At 44.7% G+C, this 15,401-nt stretch carries 12 protein-coding genes and 2 tRNA genes; 9 read left to right on the top strand and 5 right to left on the bottom strand.

The window, feature by feature from the left end:
- Positions 1–33: 33 nt before the first annotated feature.
- Positions 34–672: a YchE family NAAT transporter gene (locus VFDL14_RS08225; protein ID WP_032551978.1), complete on the top strand. Its 639-nt coding sequence runs from the start codon at positions 34–36 to the stop codon at positions 670–672.
- A gap of 130 nt (positions 673–802) precedes the next feature.
- Positions 803–1,645, top strand: coding sequence for an ion transporter (locus tag VFDL14_RS08230; protein WP_032551977.1), 843 nt, complete (start codon positions 803–805; stop codon positions 1,643–1,645).
- A 309-nt stretch (positions 1,646–1,954) separates the two neighbouring features.
- On the opposite strand, the gene asd is transcribed toward VFDL14_RS08230, so the two are convergent.
- On the bottom strand, positions 1,955–3,073 hold the full coding sequence (gene asd, locus VFDL14_RS08235) for an aspartate-semialdehyde dehydrogenase (RefSeq protein WP_032551976.1): 1,119 nt from the start codon (positions 3,071–3,073) through the stop codon (positions 1,955–1,957).
- Between the two features lie 507 nt (positions 3,074–3,580).
- Here asd and nhaC point away from each other — a divergent pair.
- Positions 3,581–5,017 (top strand): Na+/H+ antiporter NhaC, encoded by a 1,437-nt coding sequence (gene nhaC / locus VFDL14_RS08240; RefSeq protein WP_032551975.1) that lies wholly within the window; start codon positions 3,581–3,583, stop codon positions 5,015–5,017.
- A 75-nt stretch (positions 5,018–5,092) separates the two neighbouring features.
- Here nhaC and VFDL14_RS08245 read toward each other — a convergent pair whose 3' ends face one another.
- Positions 5,093–6,568 carry an Hpt domain-containing protein gene (locus tag VFDL14_RS08245; RefSeq protein ID WP_032551974.1) on the bottom strand — a complete coding sequence of 492 codons (1,476 nt, stop codon included), beginning with the start codon at positions 6,566–6,568 and terminating at the stop codon, positions 5,093–5,095.
- A gap of 114 nt (positions 6,569–6,682) precedes the next feature.
- Positions 6,683–7,687 (bottom strand): nucleoid-associated protein YejK, encoded by a 1,005-nt coding sequence (yejK, locus tag VFDL14_RS08250; RefSeq protein ID WP_032551973.1) that lies wholly within the window; start codon positions 7,685–7,687, stop codon positions 6,683–6,685.
- A gap of 84 nt (positions 7,688–7,771) precedes the next feature.
- Here yejK and VFDL14_RS08255 point away from each other — a divergent pair, with 84 nt between their 5' ends.
- The 4 genes from VFDL14_RS08255 to VFDL14_RS08270 all read left to right on the top strand — a co-directional run bounded on the left by VFDL14_RS08255 (position 7,772) and on the right by VFDL14_RS08270 (position 10,446).
- Complete coding sequence (locus tag VFDL14_RS08255; RefSeq protein ID WP_032551972.1) at positions 7,772–7,999, top strand: YejL family protein; 228 nt, start codon at positions 7,772–7,774, stop codon at positions 7,997–7,999.
- 28 nt (positions 8,000–8,027) lie between these two features.
- Entirely contained in the window at positions 8,028–9,830 is a 1,803-nt protein-coding gene (locus tag VFDL14_RS08260) for a DUF3413 domain-containing protein (protein ID WP_032551971.1), read from the top strand.
- Between the two features lie 148 nt (positions 9,831–9,978).
- A tRNA-Ser gene (locus VFDL14_RS08265) sits at positions 9,979–10,069 on the top strand.
- 286 nt (positions 10,070–10,355) lie between these two features.
- Positions 10,356–10,446: transfer RNA gene (locus VFDL14_RS08270), tRNA-Ser, on the top strand.
- Positions 10,447–10,503: 57 nt separating this feature from the next.
- Here the strand turns inward: VFDL14_RS08270 and VFDL14_RS08275 are convergent.
- Positions 10,504–11,424 (bottom strand): histone deacetylase, encoded by a 921-nt coding sequence (locus VFDL14_RS08275; RefSeq protein WP_032551970.1) that lies wholly within the window; start codon positions 11,422–11,424, stop codon positions 10,504–10,506.
- A gap of 256 nt (positions 11,425–11,680) precedes the next feature.
- Here VFDL14_RS08275 and VFDL14_RS08280 point away from each other — a divergent pair, with 256 nt between their 5' ends.
- Both VFDL14_RS08280 and VFDL14_RS08285 read left to right on the top strand, forming a co-directional pair.
- Complete coding sequence (locus VFDL14_RS08280; RefSeq protein ID WP_032551969.1) at positions 11,681–12,367, top strand: SDR family oxidoreductase; 687 nt, start codon at positions 11,681–11,683, stop codon at positions 12,365–12,367.
- A gap of 18 nt (positions 12,368–12,385) precedes the next feature.
- Positions 12,386–13,378: a DUF3080 domain-containing protein gene (locus VFDL14_RS08285; RefSeq protein ID WP_032551968.1), complete on the top strand. Its 993-nt coding sequence runs from the start codon at positions 12,386–12,388 to the stop codon at positions 13,376–13,378.
- Here the strand turns inward: VFDL14_RS08285 and VFDL14_RS08290 are convergent.
- Positions 13,375–15,330 (bottom strand): DNA topoisomerase III, encoded by a 1,956-nt coding sequence (locus VFDL14_RS08290; protein WP_032551967.1) that lies wholly within the window; start codon positions 15,328–15,330, stop codon positions 13,375–13,377. The two genes, VFDL14_RS08285 and VFDL14_RS08290, sit on opposite strands and share 4 nt — an antisense overlap.
- Positions 15,331–15,401 lie beyond the last annotated feature (71 nt).

Here is a 15,401-nt window from a genome sequence, read left to right as displayed (position 1 = left end):
CTTTACTATTAACGCTAACTGGAGATCGCTCTCATGCAAGGTTTAGAACTCGCAATATTTCTGCAATTCTTCCTTGGGCTTGTCGCTGCTGTAAACCCTATTGGTATCATGCCTGTATTCGTTTCTCTCACGGCACATATGCCGCCTGAAGAGAGGAATCGAACTGCATTACAGGCTAACGTCGCTGTAGCGGTTATATTGATTGTGTCGTTAGTCGCAGGACAAATGCTATTAGACATGTTCAGCATCTCTTTGGACTCGTTCCGAGTAGCCGGTGGTTTACTGCTTCTTAGCATCGCGTTTTCAATGATGAGCGGTAAATTGGGTGAAGATAAGCAGAACAAACAAGAGAAGTCAGAATACGTGAGCAGAGAGCAAATTGGTGTAGTACCTCTTGCGATGCCGCTCATGGCAGGTCCAGGTGCGATCAGTTCAACCATTGTTTACGGTTCTCGCTACCCAGCGGCCATTGATACTGTAGGTATTGGCATCAGCATCGTCGCTTTTGCAACCTGTTCATGGCTACTGTTCCGTTCTGCACCCGTGATTGTGCGCTTCCTAGGCCAAACAGGCATCAACGTGATCACGCGTATCATGGGTCTGATTCTTGGTGCACTGGGTATCGAGTTCATTGCTAACGGTCTTCGCAACTTATTCCCAGGTTTAGCGTAATAAAGAAAACGTTTAACCGACGCTAAAAAACGCTATCGAGGCGAGTAAAGCACAGGCTTTCACTCGCCTCATTTATTTCAACCGAGTATGATGTTTACCAAGTCATTACAATAAGCACATTTTTACAACCATGCCTCGACACTCTCTTAAGCATCATCTCTATGTCATCATTTTTGGTACACATACCCGAGCGGGGCGTATCTTTGATATCTCGTTGATCATTGCCATTATTGCGTCTTTAGTGGTTTTGATTCTCGAGTCACTGCCTAACGTAATGACGGCGTGGTCACAAGAGCTACGCTATATTGAGTACACCTTTACGGCACTGTTTACAATTGAGTATCTATTGAGGCTGTATTGCTCACCAAAACCTAAATCCTACGCCACCAGCTTCTATGGTGTGGTCGACCTGCTTGCGATTTTACCAACCTATCTAGCGATACTCTTTCCGGGGGCATCGTTTATGGGCGTGATCAGGCTGCTTCGTGTGATGCGCATTTTCCGCATCCTAAAGTTGGTTCGCTATCTGCAGGACTCCAACATCCTCTTGCGCTCGCTATTACATGCAAGGCGTAAGATTCTGATCTTCTTTAGTACCGTGGGTATCTTGGTAACCATTTTTGGCTCGCTCATCTTTGTTATCGAAGGGCCGGATAATGGCTTCACCAGCATTCCACAAAGCATTTATTGGGCGATCGTAACCATCACAACCGTTGGCTATGGCGATATCGTTCCTCAGACGGTACTCGGAAAAGCTATTGCGTCACTGACCATGCTTTTGGGTTACTCAATTCTGGCAGTACCAACAGGCATTATTACCGCTGAACTGAGTAATGAAATGAATGCACATAAAGAGCTAGTGAAGTGTCCAAACTGCAATCGCTCAGGCCACGATTCAGATGCTCTCCATTGTAAGCATTGTGGCAGCGAGTTGGCTGATCCTGATAAGCGAGTTGTGGTTGAGGATAACTAAGAGCAGATGCGAGATTCGAATAGTTTTAGGAGCAGATACGGGATTCGGGTGGCGAGATGCGAAAAGATTTAGGAGCAGATACTAGATTCGGGTAGCGAGATGCGAAAAGATTTAGGAACAGATACTAGATTCGGATAGCAAGATGCGAAAAGATTTAGGAACAGATACTAGATTCGGATAGCAAGATGCGAAGGGATTTAAGAGCAGGTTTGGTGCCGAACAACGAGATATCAAAAACTAAAAAGGGTTGACGTATATCGTCAACCCTTTTCAATTTCTTGACTCTTAGAGCTTAAGTAATCTTACCGATTACGCCTTCTCAGCAAGGATGATGCGTAGAGTACGACGTAGAGGTTCTGCTGCACCCCATAGTAGTTGGTCACCTACTGTGAATGCATTTAGGAAGTCGTTACCCATAGACATCTTACGTAGACGACCTACTGGCACAGACATAGTACCTGTTACTTTCGCCGGCGTTAGCTCTTGAGCTGTGATATCACGGTCGTTAGGGATCACTTTAACCCAATCATTGTGCGTTGCAATGATCTCTTCGATTTCGTCCATTGGAACGTCTTGCTTAAGCTTGATAGTCAGCGCTTGAGCGTGACAACGCATTGCACCGATACGTACACAAGTACCATCGATTGGAATCGGTTGACCATCTAGGCCTAAGATCTTGTTCGCTTCAACGCCCGCTTTCCACTCTTCTTTGCTCTGACCGTTTTCACGCTTCACATCGATCCATGGGATTAGCGAGCCAGCAAGAGGCGCACCGAATTGGTCAGTAGGGAAAGATTCTGAACGAATTGTGTCCGCTACTTTCTTGTCGATATCAAGAATGGAGCTCGCTGGGTTAGCAAGTTCAGAGCTTACACTGTCGTTGATCACGCCCATTTGTGAGATAAGCTCACGCATGTTCTTCGCACCTGCACCAGAAGCGGCTTGGTACGTCATTGCGCTCATCCACTCAACCATGCCTTTTTCGTAAAGACCACCCAGTGCCATAAGCATCAGGCTCACAGTACAGTTACCGCCAACAAACGTGTTGGTGCCGCCGTGAATGCCTTGTTGGATTTGCGCCAAGTTAACAGGATCAAGAGTAATGATAGAGTCAGCATCCATACGTAGAGTTGAAGCTGCATCAATCCAGTAACCTTTCCAACCTGCTTGACGCAGTGCTGGGTAAACTTTTGATGTGTAGTCGCCGCCTTGACATGTGATCACAGCATCAAGCTGTTTTAAGCTATCAATGTCAAATGCGTCTTGCAGTAAACCCGCATCTTTACCACCAAGAACAGGGGCTGGGATACCGATTTGAGATGTACTGTAATAAACAGGTTCAATCAGGTCGAAGTCACGCTCTTCAACCATACGTTGCATTAGTACAGAACCGACCATACCACGCCAACCAACTAGACCTACTCTCATCTCGAACTCTCCATGTATAAAAATTAAATTGCTTTCCTCCATCTATAAGTTTTTCAGTAACAGAACTCAAGCGCTTTTTGTCAAAAAGTGTAACTTTTTCGTTTCTTTTCAGTGAACGGGATAAATCTGCGAGTTATCTGATCTTGGTTTAACCTAACTAAAGTACAGAAAACACACGCCAAATCTCCTTTTGAAGGCTTTTAAACTGCCATTCAGCTCAAATTAAAACCAATGCGAACAAATTCCAATCAGCACTTATAACTACAACATCGCCAATAAACAAAACAATCATTCACAAGGCGAAAACAACGTGCAACAAAAATCAACATTATCAAATCATTAAATTAACAAATATTTAGGTTTTGATACTAAAAATAAGACTATAAATAGTCAAATATCACAACTATTGGCTTATTTTTCGATATAATCATCCAATTAATGTAGTGTCCAATTCGTACCCCACACTATAACGAAGCACTATAATGCTCGAAATAATAAGAGGCTTTTATGCAGCAGAGTAAAACTCGCCTACCGAACTTGATGCAGGTTTTCATTTCGTTAGGGCTATTTTTGTCCCTCGCGTTTTCTTTTACAGCGAAGCTTGATCTTCCTATCCAACTCGCGCTGTACATCGGTTGGTTTATCATCATGGTTTTAGGTATTCGACTAGGCCATCAATACAAAGACTTAGAAAAAGCAGCGCTCAATGGGATCTCCAATGGCTTAGGTGCTGTTTTAATACTTTTAGCGGTAGGTGCTTTAGTTGGTACATGGATCTCTGGCGGTATTGTTCCGACCATTATCTACTACGGTTTGAAAGCGATTCACCCATCGATCTTCCTGCTAGCAACAATGATCATCTGTTCATTAACTGCACTCGCAACTGGCACTTCGTGGGGCGCTGCGGGTACTGCAGGTATTGCGATGATGGGTATTGGTCAAGGTCTAGGTGTTCCTGCTCCAATTACTGCAGGTGCAGTACTTTCAGGTTGTTACTTTGGTGACAAGATGTCTCCACTGTCTGACTCAGTAATCCTTGCTTCCTCAATGTCTAACGTAGAAGTGGTCGAGCATATTAAAGGTATGCTGCCAGTTGCTCTGATCAGTTACATCATCACGGGTATTATGTTTACAGCGTTTGGCTTCCACTACGCAGGTAACGTAGACATGAGCCAAGTTGAATCTGTTATCAAAGCGATGGAAGTACAGTTTTACATTACCCCTTACTCTTTCGTTCCTGTTCTAATCGTATTAGGCCTGCTCGCGTTCCGCATGCCTTCATTCCCGGTGATCAGCTTTGGTTCTCTGCTTGGTATTATCTGGGCAGTGATGATTCAAGAGATCGATTTCCTAACGGCGTTTAACACGGCTTGGGCTCCGTTCTCTATCTCTTCTGGTGTTGAGTTTATTGATTCAATCTTGAACCGCGGTGGCATGTCTTCAATGCTTGGTTCAGTAGCCGTCATTGTGTTTGGTTTAGGCTTTGGTGGTTTGCTTGATAAGGTGGGCGTACTTGAGACAATCGCAAAAGTGTTTGAGCGCCGCGTAAACAGCGCAGGCTCACTAGCCACCAGCACGATTGGTACGGCTTTCATGGGTAACGTATTTGGTTCTGCAATGTACGTATCTCTAATTCTTACTCCAAAAATCTGTGCGAAGAACTACGACCGTCTAGATTACCAACGTAAGAACCTATCACGTAACGCTGAGTTTGGCGGCACCCTTACATCAGGTATGGTTCCTTGGAGTGATAACGGCATCTACATGGCGAGTATTCTGGGCGTTGCGACCCTATCTTATGCTCCGTTCATGTGGCTGAGCTTTATCTGTATCATCGTAACCATCGTAACCTCTTACATGGGTTGGTTCGTTGATAAATGTGAACCTACAGCACCTGCAGTTGAAGCTGAAGAAGCGCTAGAGTTAAACAAGCAGCAAGCTTAAATCTCTATAGTACTCAAATAGAAAAAAGAGCAACCACACCTAGTGTCGTTGCTCTTTTTTATAGAGGTTGGTTTATCAGTGTTTTGCTAAATGGTCTCTCGCTGCTTCGACAGTCGCGCCGATAGCTAATTCCAGTTCTTGTAGATCGCTATCTTCTATTGGCTTGGACTGCTTCATCTTAGCTTCAACACTCGTCGAAATGGCAGCAAGCCTTGATGCTTTAATACTCCCTGCGACACCTTTTAAGCTGTGTACAACGCGAGCAGCCGTCACTTCATCGTCAGTTTTAAGCTCCATGAACTTATTGAAGTCATTGGCATGATCTTCTACAAACACGTTCAGTAGCAAAACCACCGACTCATGATCGCCATCTAGAGTTTCAAGCATCTCATCAATATCAATGACAGGCTTGTCGTCGTCCAAATCAACGGATGCATTGCTCTCTTCTTTCTGCTGCAGTGGAACCACGTTGTTCATGTCTACAGTAGCTGAATCCGCAGCCAAATCAGATGGTGAGTTATTAGTAGTTGAAGCATCCGCGCTGACAGAATTCATACTATTTGATGGTACTTCAACAATCGTTTTTTCAGGTACTGGCATGTTCTGGTTTTCAACGGAGATCGAGTGACTTTCAAAGTGATCTTTTTGATCTAGAGACTCTGAAGTAAACGAAGAGCTTACCTGATTGTCATTCGCTGTGGATTGGCTTTCTGTAGGTTCGCTGTCTGAATGCAGAGGTTGTTCATGATCATTTACAACTGTTGCGTGCGATTTAAGCCGTGCAAAAGCCAGACAACAAAAAGCGAGAGCACTTAAAAAAGCCAATGATATCAGCATATAAAACTGACCAGAGTGGTATTGGTTTTCTAGAGCGATGATCTGCTCGCTGACTGAGTTCTTCTTGATTCTATCAACCAAGTAATTGAGCTGAGCGTAATTTCCTAGCAATGACGATGCGTCCGCGAGCAGTTGTTGCAGCGCATCTTGTTCATCTTCCTCTAATTGATAGGACTGTTCTAAAATCGCATCGAAAGCGCGATAAATCGATGAAGATGTATGATTTTCAGAGTACATAGCTTGGAACACCACGGTGCCAAATTGGTTTAGCAGTGGCAGCATTTGCGCTGAAGTATTTGGATCGCCGCGCAACGCCTTTATATCATCGACCAGATACTGAACTTGGCTCTCTATCGGAGTAAACTCGTTAAATTTCTCTAGAAACTGGTCAACAACATAGAGCAGTTGATTCACGTCTGGGCGAATCCAAGCATTTTTGTAATCGGATTCAACTTGCAGTCTTAGCGAATAAACGAGTTGAGCATCGAGTGCCATGTCGTTAATCCTTGAGACACGAAGCGGCTCTGAAAAGTAGAGTGACTGCCTAAGTTCAGTAACACGAATGCCGAGTTCTTCAATCTGTTCTAATGACTGGTTATAGGCACGGCTTAGGCTGAGTAGCATCAAAGTAGGAATAAGCCAGGCAATCAAAACCAAAGCGATGATTTTCGTTGAACGCTTAATCGTGGGTTGTGGGGTCACAGATAATTCCATCGACATTCCTTGTTGTGATCCAATGATTCGACGAGACAGATATCGATTAGGGCAACATAACCCCAAACAAGTATGAGTAGCAGCGTCCTGCTGCCACTCATTGTTAACTTAACTCTATGACTTATTTCTAGTCAACTGATCACGTAAGTTTGGTGGTGTACCTTTGATCGTCAGTGTGTCTGTTTCCGGATCGTAAAAAATACGCTCGCCAAGCAGCAGGCTGTCAAAACTCACGTTCAAGCCGCCACCAGCGCCAACAAACTTGGTCAGTTTACGCATTGTCGCGCGATCAGCAGGGAAACTCTCTTCAAGATCATACCCCTGTTCGCTGGTGTAATCTAAAAAGCTGGTACCGTCTGTGCTTGGAGGAAGCTCTCCAGAAAGCTCACGAACCTGAACCTCATCCCCCGCTTTCAACTGTTCGTTGCAGTAATCAGCTACCTGTTTCTTGTAGCTGATCGCTTCTTCTTTCTCAAGCTTAGAGTCGGAAACAAAGTCTTCTACTGCTTGCATCAGTACTTGGTTTTGTTGCTTTGCATCCAAACCTACTTCAGCTTGTAAAAAGTCTAGAAAGAAGTCTGCCACTTTACGGCCAACACGACCTTTAATGTATGCAAGGTAGCGATTCGACTCTTTATCCGTTTCGTATGTCGATAGATCAAGACGAGCCGCAATGTCCATCTTCGAGATATCTAGGTAGTCTGTTGCGCTGATATCAAGGCCTTCGGTGACTTTAAGGCTTTGGTTTGATGGCAGCAGACCGATGAATAGGTAATCTGTCGCCAACGACTGATATTCTGCTAAAACCAACGTACCTTCATCAGCAAATGGGTATTTTGAAAGCTCTTCTTTCAGACGTTGAGCACTTTTTTGTGAGAAATCGTAGAAATTTGTCTCGCCTTTACGAAGTTCATGCAACCACTGTTGAAATTCGCTGTCGGACTTAAATGCACCAAACCCTTTGCCAGGTTTTGAGTTAAAAACGCGATGCAGTTCAGCCACTAAGCTTTCAGATGAAGCATCGTTGTCGAGAGACTCAGCACGGAAGTTAACAATCAGTTCATCCTGATCGTTCTTGCTCAGCTGGTGTAAAATTACGTTGGAAAGATGAAGGCTCATAGTGAAAATATTATCGTTCAGGTTTCAGTTGTCGTGAATTGTAGGTTATCATAAGCCGCTTTTACTATCATTATTAGAGTCCTTATGCCGATTATATCTAAATACACAGATGAACAAGTTGAAAACATCCTAGCTGAAGTAGGTGCTGTACTGTCTAAGCACAAAGCTTCACCAGAACTTTCACTGATGATCGCCGGAAATATCGCAACCAATGTCTTAAATCAGAACGTTGCTGCTTCACAACGCAAAGGAATTGCTGAAAAATTTGCCGAGGCACTAATCTCTTCGCTTGACGAAAAGAAGTCTCACTAAGATAGACTGACGGATAAAAGAATAATAAATGGTAGACAGCGCAAACTCATATAGCGATCGTGTATCTCGACTAGTTGGTTGGGGTCACTGGTTTGCATTTTTCAACATCATTGCTGCGATGTTGATCGGTACTCGTTATATCACTCAATCAGCTTGGCCCGAAACTCTATTAGGACAGTTCTATCTGGCCGTTTCTTGGGTTGGCCACTTTGGCTTTTTGGTATTCGCTCTCTACCTATTGGTGTTGTTCCCACTCACCTTTATATTACCGTCAAGAAAGTTACTCCGACTTGTTGCCGTTTGCTTCGCAACAATCGGATTAACTGTTCTATTGATAGATACTCAAACCTATCAAAGCATTAACCTCCACCTGACGCCTGTCGTTTGGGAGGTACTATTTAGCGAAGAAGAGACTGCGTTTAGTTCAGACTTACAGCATCTATTCATCGTTATGCCGCTGATCTTCATGCTTCAACTCGGTCTTTCTGAGTGGGTATGGCGCAAGCAGCGCAAGCTTTCACACAAACATGTCGGCCGACCTATTGCCGCCGTGTTTTTCTTAAGTTTTATTAGTAGCCATCTTACCTACATCTGGGCAGATGCGTACTTCTATAACCCAATTACCAGCCAAAAGGCGAACTTCCCGCTCTCTTATCCTATGACAGCGAAAAGCTTCATGGAGAAACACGGCTTACTTGACCGTGAAGAGTACTTAGAGCGACGCGAAGCGAATGCTGACAACGTTGATCTTGTTAGCTATCCACTGGAAGAGATTCAATATAACCGCCGCAGTGCTGACCTTAACATTCTGTTAGTCAGCGTAAATAACCTGCGCGCTGATGCTCTGAACAGCGACGTAATGCCAAACAGCTTTGCGTATGCCAAAGAAGGAATTAACTTCACCAATCATTACAGCTCTAGTAATGATATGTATGGCATTTTCGGCCTGTTCTATGGGCTACCAAGCAGCTACTCAAGCAGCATTAAATCACAAGGTTCGAACGCGGTATTACTCGACGTTCTAGAACACCACAACTACAGTATCTCTGCCTTCAGTGGCGATCACTTTGAAGATGCAATGTTCTCTGAAATCATCTTCCGAGGCAGAAATGTAGAAGAGAGTGCAGCGACTTACGATGATCAAAGTGCCATTAATGCTTGGTCTGAATGGGTACAATCTCCAGAAGCTGGCGCACCTTGGTTTAGCTTTATTGAACTTACAACGCTGGATAATTTCACCAACTACCAAAATGACAGCAATGAAACTCGCAGTGCTGTTGAGCGATTCACTGCCGACTATCAAAAATCAGCGATGGCGGCAGACAATGAACTACAAACGATTTACCAAACTCTTGAAGAATTGTCACTGACTGAGAATACCGTTGTGATCATCACTTCAAACCACGGTACTGAGTTTAACGAGACTAAAACAAACAGCTGGGGTGCAAACTCAAACTACAGTCGTTACCAACTTCAAGTGCCTATGTTTATGCATTGGCCAGGTAAAACGGCGTCAGAGTACACTCACCGCTCTAGTCATTTAGATCTATCTGTCACTTTGCTTCAAGATTTATTGGGCGTTTCTTCTAACCCGAACGATTTCAGTAGCGGCCGTAACCTATTCGACGAGAGCAAGCGTAAGTGGATCTTAGCCGGTGATTCTCGTGAACTTGCGCTGGTTACGACACAACAGACAACGGTTATCGACAAGTTTGGTAACTACAAGCTTTACGACAAAGACTACAAGCGTTTGAAAGACGTGAGTCCTCGCTTACCTGTGTTGATGCAAGGTCTGACTGAGCTACAACGTTTCTATACTAAGAACGACTAAAACTCAGTGAAATATAGGTTTAACCCAAAAAAGGAAGCGTGGTCTTCCTTTTTTATTATCATTAATGTTTATAAAACGAGCATTCAAACAAAATAATGAAAATTAAGGGTTTACAAGCCCAAGGATGCCTTATATTATTCACCGCACTGGAGAGATGGCTGAGTGGTCGAAAGCACCGGTCTTGAAAACCGGCAACCGTTAATAGCGGTTCTAGGGTTCAAATCCCTATCTCTCCACCACATTCTAAAAGCCGCTGAGAAATCAGCGGCTTTTTTCGTTTCTGCACTCTAAAGTTATCTTCACTCTAAAGTTATCTTCACTAATATTTACGACCCTCTCCCTAAACTTCGAGACTCAATAAGCTCGCGGTAAAAGTATTCACTCGCAAACCTTCAAACCAACATACTTATTTGATCAAGTTTTCAGCACTCAAATAAAAAAAACAGTTAAAGCGGTCATAAAGAAAGCAAACGCTCTTTGTAGGGGTTTACAAGCATCAGCATGCTTTATATTATGCACGCCATCGGAGGGATGGCTGAGTGGTCGAAAGCACCGGTCTTGAAAACCGGCAACCGTTAATAGCGGTTCTAGGGTTCAAATCCCTATCCCTCCACCACATTCGAAAAAGCCGCTGAGAAATCAGCGGCTTTTTTAATTTCTGTCGTCGTAAAACTTAACTCATGACCTTATATGCCGCGTTCAACAGCTGCATATGAATCGGCACTAAATCTTGATGCTGTGAACGATATCCGCCCCCGACGACACACGCGATAGGAATATCGTTACTTTTCGCCATTTCAAACATCAAGCAATCGCGTTTAAAGATCCCGTCAGTCGATACGTTAAGGTATCCAAGCTCGTCATCTACATGAATATCAACACCCGCATCGTAGATAATCAAATCTGGCTGATAGTGCATCAAAGCCATTTGTGTCACTTGTTCGAAGCTTGCTAAAAATTCTGCGTCTTCGGTTTCGCGCGATAGAGGGACATCAAAATCAGATGACGGCTTGCGCGCCGGGAAATTCTTATCGCAATGAAAGGAGAGCGTCGCAATATCTGGCTCATTCTGACATAGAGTTGCAGTACCATCGCCATGATGTACGTCGCTGTCAACAATCAAAACTGTTTCGATATGTTCAAAAGTCAGCGCATGCTTCGCTGCCACAACCAAATCGTTAAACAGACAAAAACCACTCCCAAAATCATGGTGAGCATGATGGTAACCACCACTCAAATGAATGGCGATACCATGTTCAATCGCCATTTCAGCAGCTAGAGCCGTTCCACCAGCAGAGCAAAGTGTCCGCTCAATAAGCTGCTCACTCCAAGGAAAACCTATACGGCGCATCTTAGGTGCAGCTAGCTGACCACTGGTGAGCAAATCAACATACTCTTCACTATGAACGTGTTTGACCTGCTCTATTGATACAGCTTGCGGTTCAAACAACTCAAACGCTTGATGCCAAGTAGAACATTCTGCTCGTTTGGCCTCGACAGCCTGATAGAGAAGTCGATATTTGTTAATTGGATAGCGGTGCCCTTCTGGTAAAGGGAGCTGCGAGTATATGGGATGGTAAATTAACGGGATCATAAAGCGCTTCATTTTGACGGAGTCTCAAGATCATAACAGCCTGAGTCTTGGCGACAACTGCAATAAATGATAATAGTTATCATTTATTTGAATGGAGGCACCCTTTTGAAAAACTTAATGTTATTCAGTGGAGTGATCTGCGGCTCTCTGGTTGCAGTAATGATATTCGTGACTATGTTGCTAACTAGTTGGTGGGTCGTTGATTTTCTGCTGGGAAGCCATCAAACTTAATTTAATCTCTCTACAAGGACTTCTCATGAGCACCATCTTCATTACTGGCGCAAATCGCGGTATCGGACTCAGCCTAACGAAACAATATTTAGAGTTAGGACACACGGTTTACGCGACCTATCGCGATCAAAAAACAGCGGCATCATTAATTGCTATGAATAAGCAATACCCACAACTCACCTGCGTCCCACTTGATGTCACAGATTACCCTGCAGTGTCAGCACTTGCAGACCAAATCAGCCATATCGATATCTTGATTAACAATGCTGGTTACTATGGACCTAAAGGCTACGGTTTGGGCAATACCGATGTTGACGAATGGCGTCGCGTTTTTGAGGTTAACAGCATAGCCCCTCTCAAACTCGTTGAAGCCATGTTGCCAAATCTTTCGCAAAGTGCAGTTAAGAAAATCGCTTGTCTCTCTTCCAGAGTGGGCAGTATGACAGAGAACACCTCTGGAGGTGGCTACATTTATCGTTCTTCCAAAGCGGCTCTTAACTCAGTTGTGAAAAGCTTAAGCAACGATCTGACCTCTCAAGACTTTACTGTATTGGCGTTGCACCCAGGTTGGGTACAAACTGAGATGGGCGGACCAAATGCGCTTATCGATACCGATACTTCGGCAAAAGGACTCATTCAAGTTATCGAGCAAAGCGAGCTTGATTTAAGTGGTCACTTCCTTAACTATGATGGCTCCGCTATCGCTTGGTAGATAGTCCTAGGTGCTAAGATGAGAATCCCTTCAACCCACTATAAATCAGCTCTTCTAGCCGCTGTATGCCTGCTTCTCAGTGGGTGTTGGGATAAACAAGGCGACTTATTTGATGAGTACCACAGTCGCGTCGCTCGGGTTCAAGATGAAGACCGAATCTCAGAAGAGTGGGAGTTTGAAGCACTGCCAAGAAAACGCGAGCTGAATATCAACATTGAACCGATTTCGATGGGGCTTTTAGATAGCTATCAACTGAGAGAGTGCGGGCTGTTCAATTTGATTGCGGAGCGTAATTCTGTACTTGGTAAAGTCGCGGACCAGTTTCGCAACTTTGACTACCAAGTTGCGTTTCTCAACGGATTATCCGAGTGCTTGAATCATCAAGGTATCTCGTCTGACGTTCATCAGCAACTTCTCAAAATTGATCAACAAAAGCGTGACCAACTCGCACAGCACCGATGGAACCTTCTCTACGCCAGTGACGCAATGCAATCTCAATTGCGTGGTAGCCAATGGCTTAGCGAAGATGTTGGCCTAAAAGTTCAACGTGTCAGTGACGCTTTGGGCTATCTTGACCAATTCTTCAATACTAGACTCAACTTAGGGTCAGTAACCGAAGTACAAGAGACACTTGAGAAACAGGTCGTGCTCGGCGATCTTCACTACTCTTTGAGCGCCGCTACGTTCGAGTTAAATCAGATAACCCAACAGCTCAAAACGTACGATCACAAGATCATCTGTGGAAAGCAGCGCGATACTACCAAATTTCGCCATCTCAATAATGTCTTCGAGCAACAGTTTATTGGACTGGTTCAGCCCTATATGGCCCAGTTAGATGGTTACTACCAACAACTAACCCCACACCTTTCATTGTTCGAGGCACAACCACAGTTGCACTCTTACACTTTTCCGTTAGCAGAAACTCATCAAGCATTCAGAGTCTCCATCCGTGAGCACGTAGACTATTGGAAAGCCCTTTTTGAGCGCTGTGGCCGCAAAGTCGGACGCTAGCTCGATGCTCGCTTCTTGGTAAACTTCTTACGCCCACCAGCCTTACGTTTTTTATAAGCCGGCCTTTCAACTTTCGGCAGATGACGCAGTGATTCTGGTACTTCAGATGTTTTCACCTGATGCATAAGCCCAGATATTTTATTTTCAAGATCAGACATGAAAGGCTGGTAAGCTTGATTTCGTTCCGCCATTCCTTGCAGTTGGTGTTCCCAGTGTGCGGTCATATCAGGGAAGGTCGAATCTTCAGGTAGAGCATGAATCAAGCCTCGGCCAGCAGGACTGCTATGAATGCTTTTACCCTGACGCGTCAACAATTGCCTTTTGAATAGCGTATCAAGGATGCCTGCGCGGGTTGCTTCGGTACCTAATCCATCGGTCTCTTTCAAAATCGATTTCAGTTCTTTATTAGCAACAAAACGTGCAATACCTGTCATCGCCTGTAGAAGCGTTGCTTCAGTAAAGTGTTTTGGTGGCTCTGTTTTCTTATCCCCAATCACGCCCTCGCGACAAGTCAATACGGTTCCTTCAGGCAAAGGCGGTACCGTATCAGCACCATCACTCTTATCAGCCGAGTCCGTTTTGCCCATCAGAACTTTCCAGCCTGGGGACACCAGCTGTCGGCCTTTAGCAATAAATACGCCTCCAGCGATATCAAATACCAGCTTAGCCTCTGCATAGACGGCGTGTGCGTAGAACTGCATTAAATATTGTCGAGCAATCTGCTGGTAGATCTTCATTTCATTACCAGAAAGGCCGTTCACTGAAGACTTTTTCGGGGTTGGAATAATCGCGTGGTGCGCATCAACCTTACTGTCATTCCAAGCTTTAGAACGCAGTGACAAATCAGCCCCCTGAGCACCTTGCTCAAGCTCTTTGGCATTGTTGGCGATAGCATCAACAACAGACTGCCTTTGTGAGTAGTGATCTTTTGGCAAGTAGCGGCTATCTGAACGCGGATACGTGATTAGCTTATGTTTTTCATACAGAGACTGACAGGTATCCAACACTTGTTGTGCGCTCATGCCAAAACGTTTCGCAGCATCGATTTGTAACGCAGAGAGCGAGTATGGAAGCGGAGCCGCTTGTTTGGTCTGCTTCTGCTCTGACTCCACCACTTTAGCGGGTTGATTCTGAATGCGACTGGCGACGTTCTCCACCAGTTTGCGATTAAGAACTCGCCCCTCTTCGTCCTGCCAAGGTTTGCACGCTTCGCTCGGCTTCCAGCGAGCCCGAATATCGAAGCTATCACTACCACTTTGATAAGGAATCAAAGCATGCAGTGTGAAATAGTCTTTGGGGATAAAGTTTTCAATCTCTTCATCGCGTCTCACGACCAATCCAAGCACCGGTGTCTGTACTCGTCCGACCGACAACACGCCTTGGTATCCCGCCTTTTGTCCGAGTAAGGTATAGGCACGAGTCATATTCATACCATAGAGCCAGTCAGCCCTTGAGCGCGCCAAAGCAGACACAGACAGAGGGATAAACTCTTTGTTGCTGCGCATCTGTCCTAGCGCACGCTTTACCGCCGGTAAGTTTAGGTCGCTGATTAGTAGTCGCTGAATCGACTCTTTGCGAGTTTTGGAAACTTTACAGTAGTCGATAACCTCATCCACTAACAGTTGCCCTTCTCTATCAGGGTCTCCTGCATGCACGATCTGCTTGGCATCCTTGAGTAGTTTACGGATGACAGTTAGCTGTTTGCTGGAGCTCTTTCTTGGCCTGAGTTGCCACTGTTCAGGCACGATGGGTAGATCGACTAAGTTCCATTTCTTATATCGCTCTTCATAAGCATCGGGCTCGACCTGCTCTAAAAGGTGGCCAATACACCACGTCACTACATCACCATTTCCGCACTGGATGAATCCTTCCCCCTTTTTTTGTGGGTTAGGCAAAGCAGCGGCAATAGCACGACCTAAGCTGGGTTTTTCAGCAATGATTAAGCGAGACATGATTTTCCAGAGACAACAAACAATTAGAGCCACATTATCTAATGTGGCTCTAATAAATCAAGATAAACTGT

The sequence above is a fragment of the Vibrio fortis genome (assembly GCF_000695685.1).
Taxonomy (GTDB): Bacteria; Pseudomonadota; Gammaproteobacteria; order Enterobacterales; family Vibrionaceae; genus Vibrio; species Vibrio fortis_A.
Note: the sequence above shows the minus strand (reverse complement) of the source record. Positions and strands in the feature narration are given on the sequence as shown.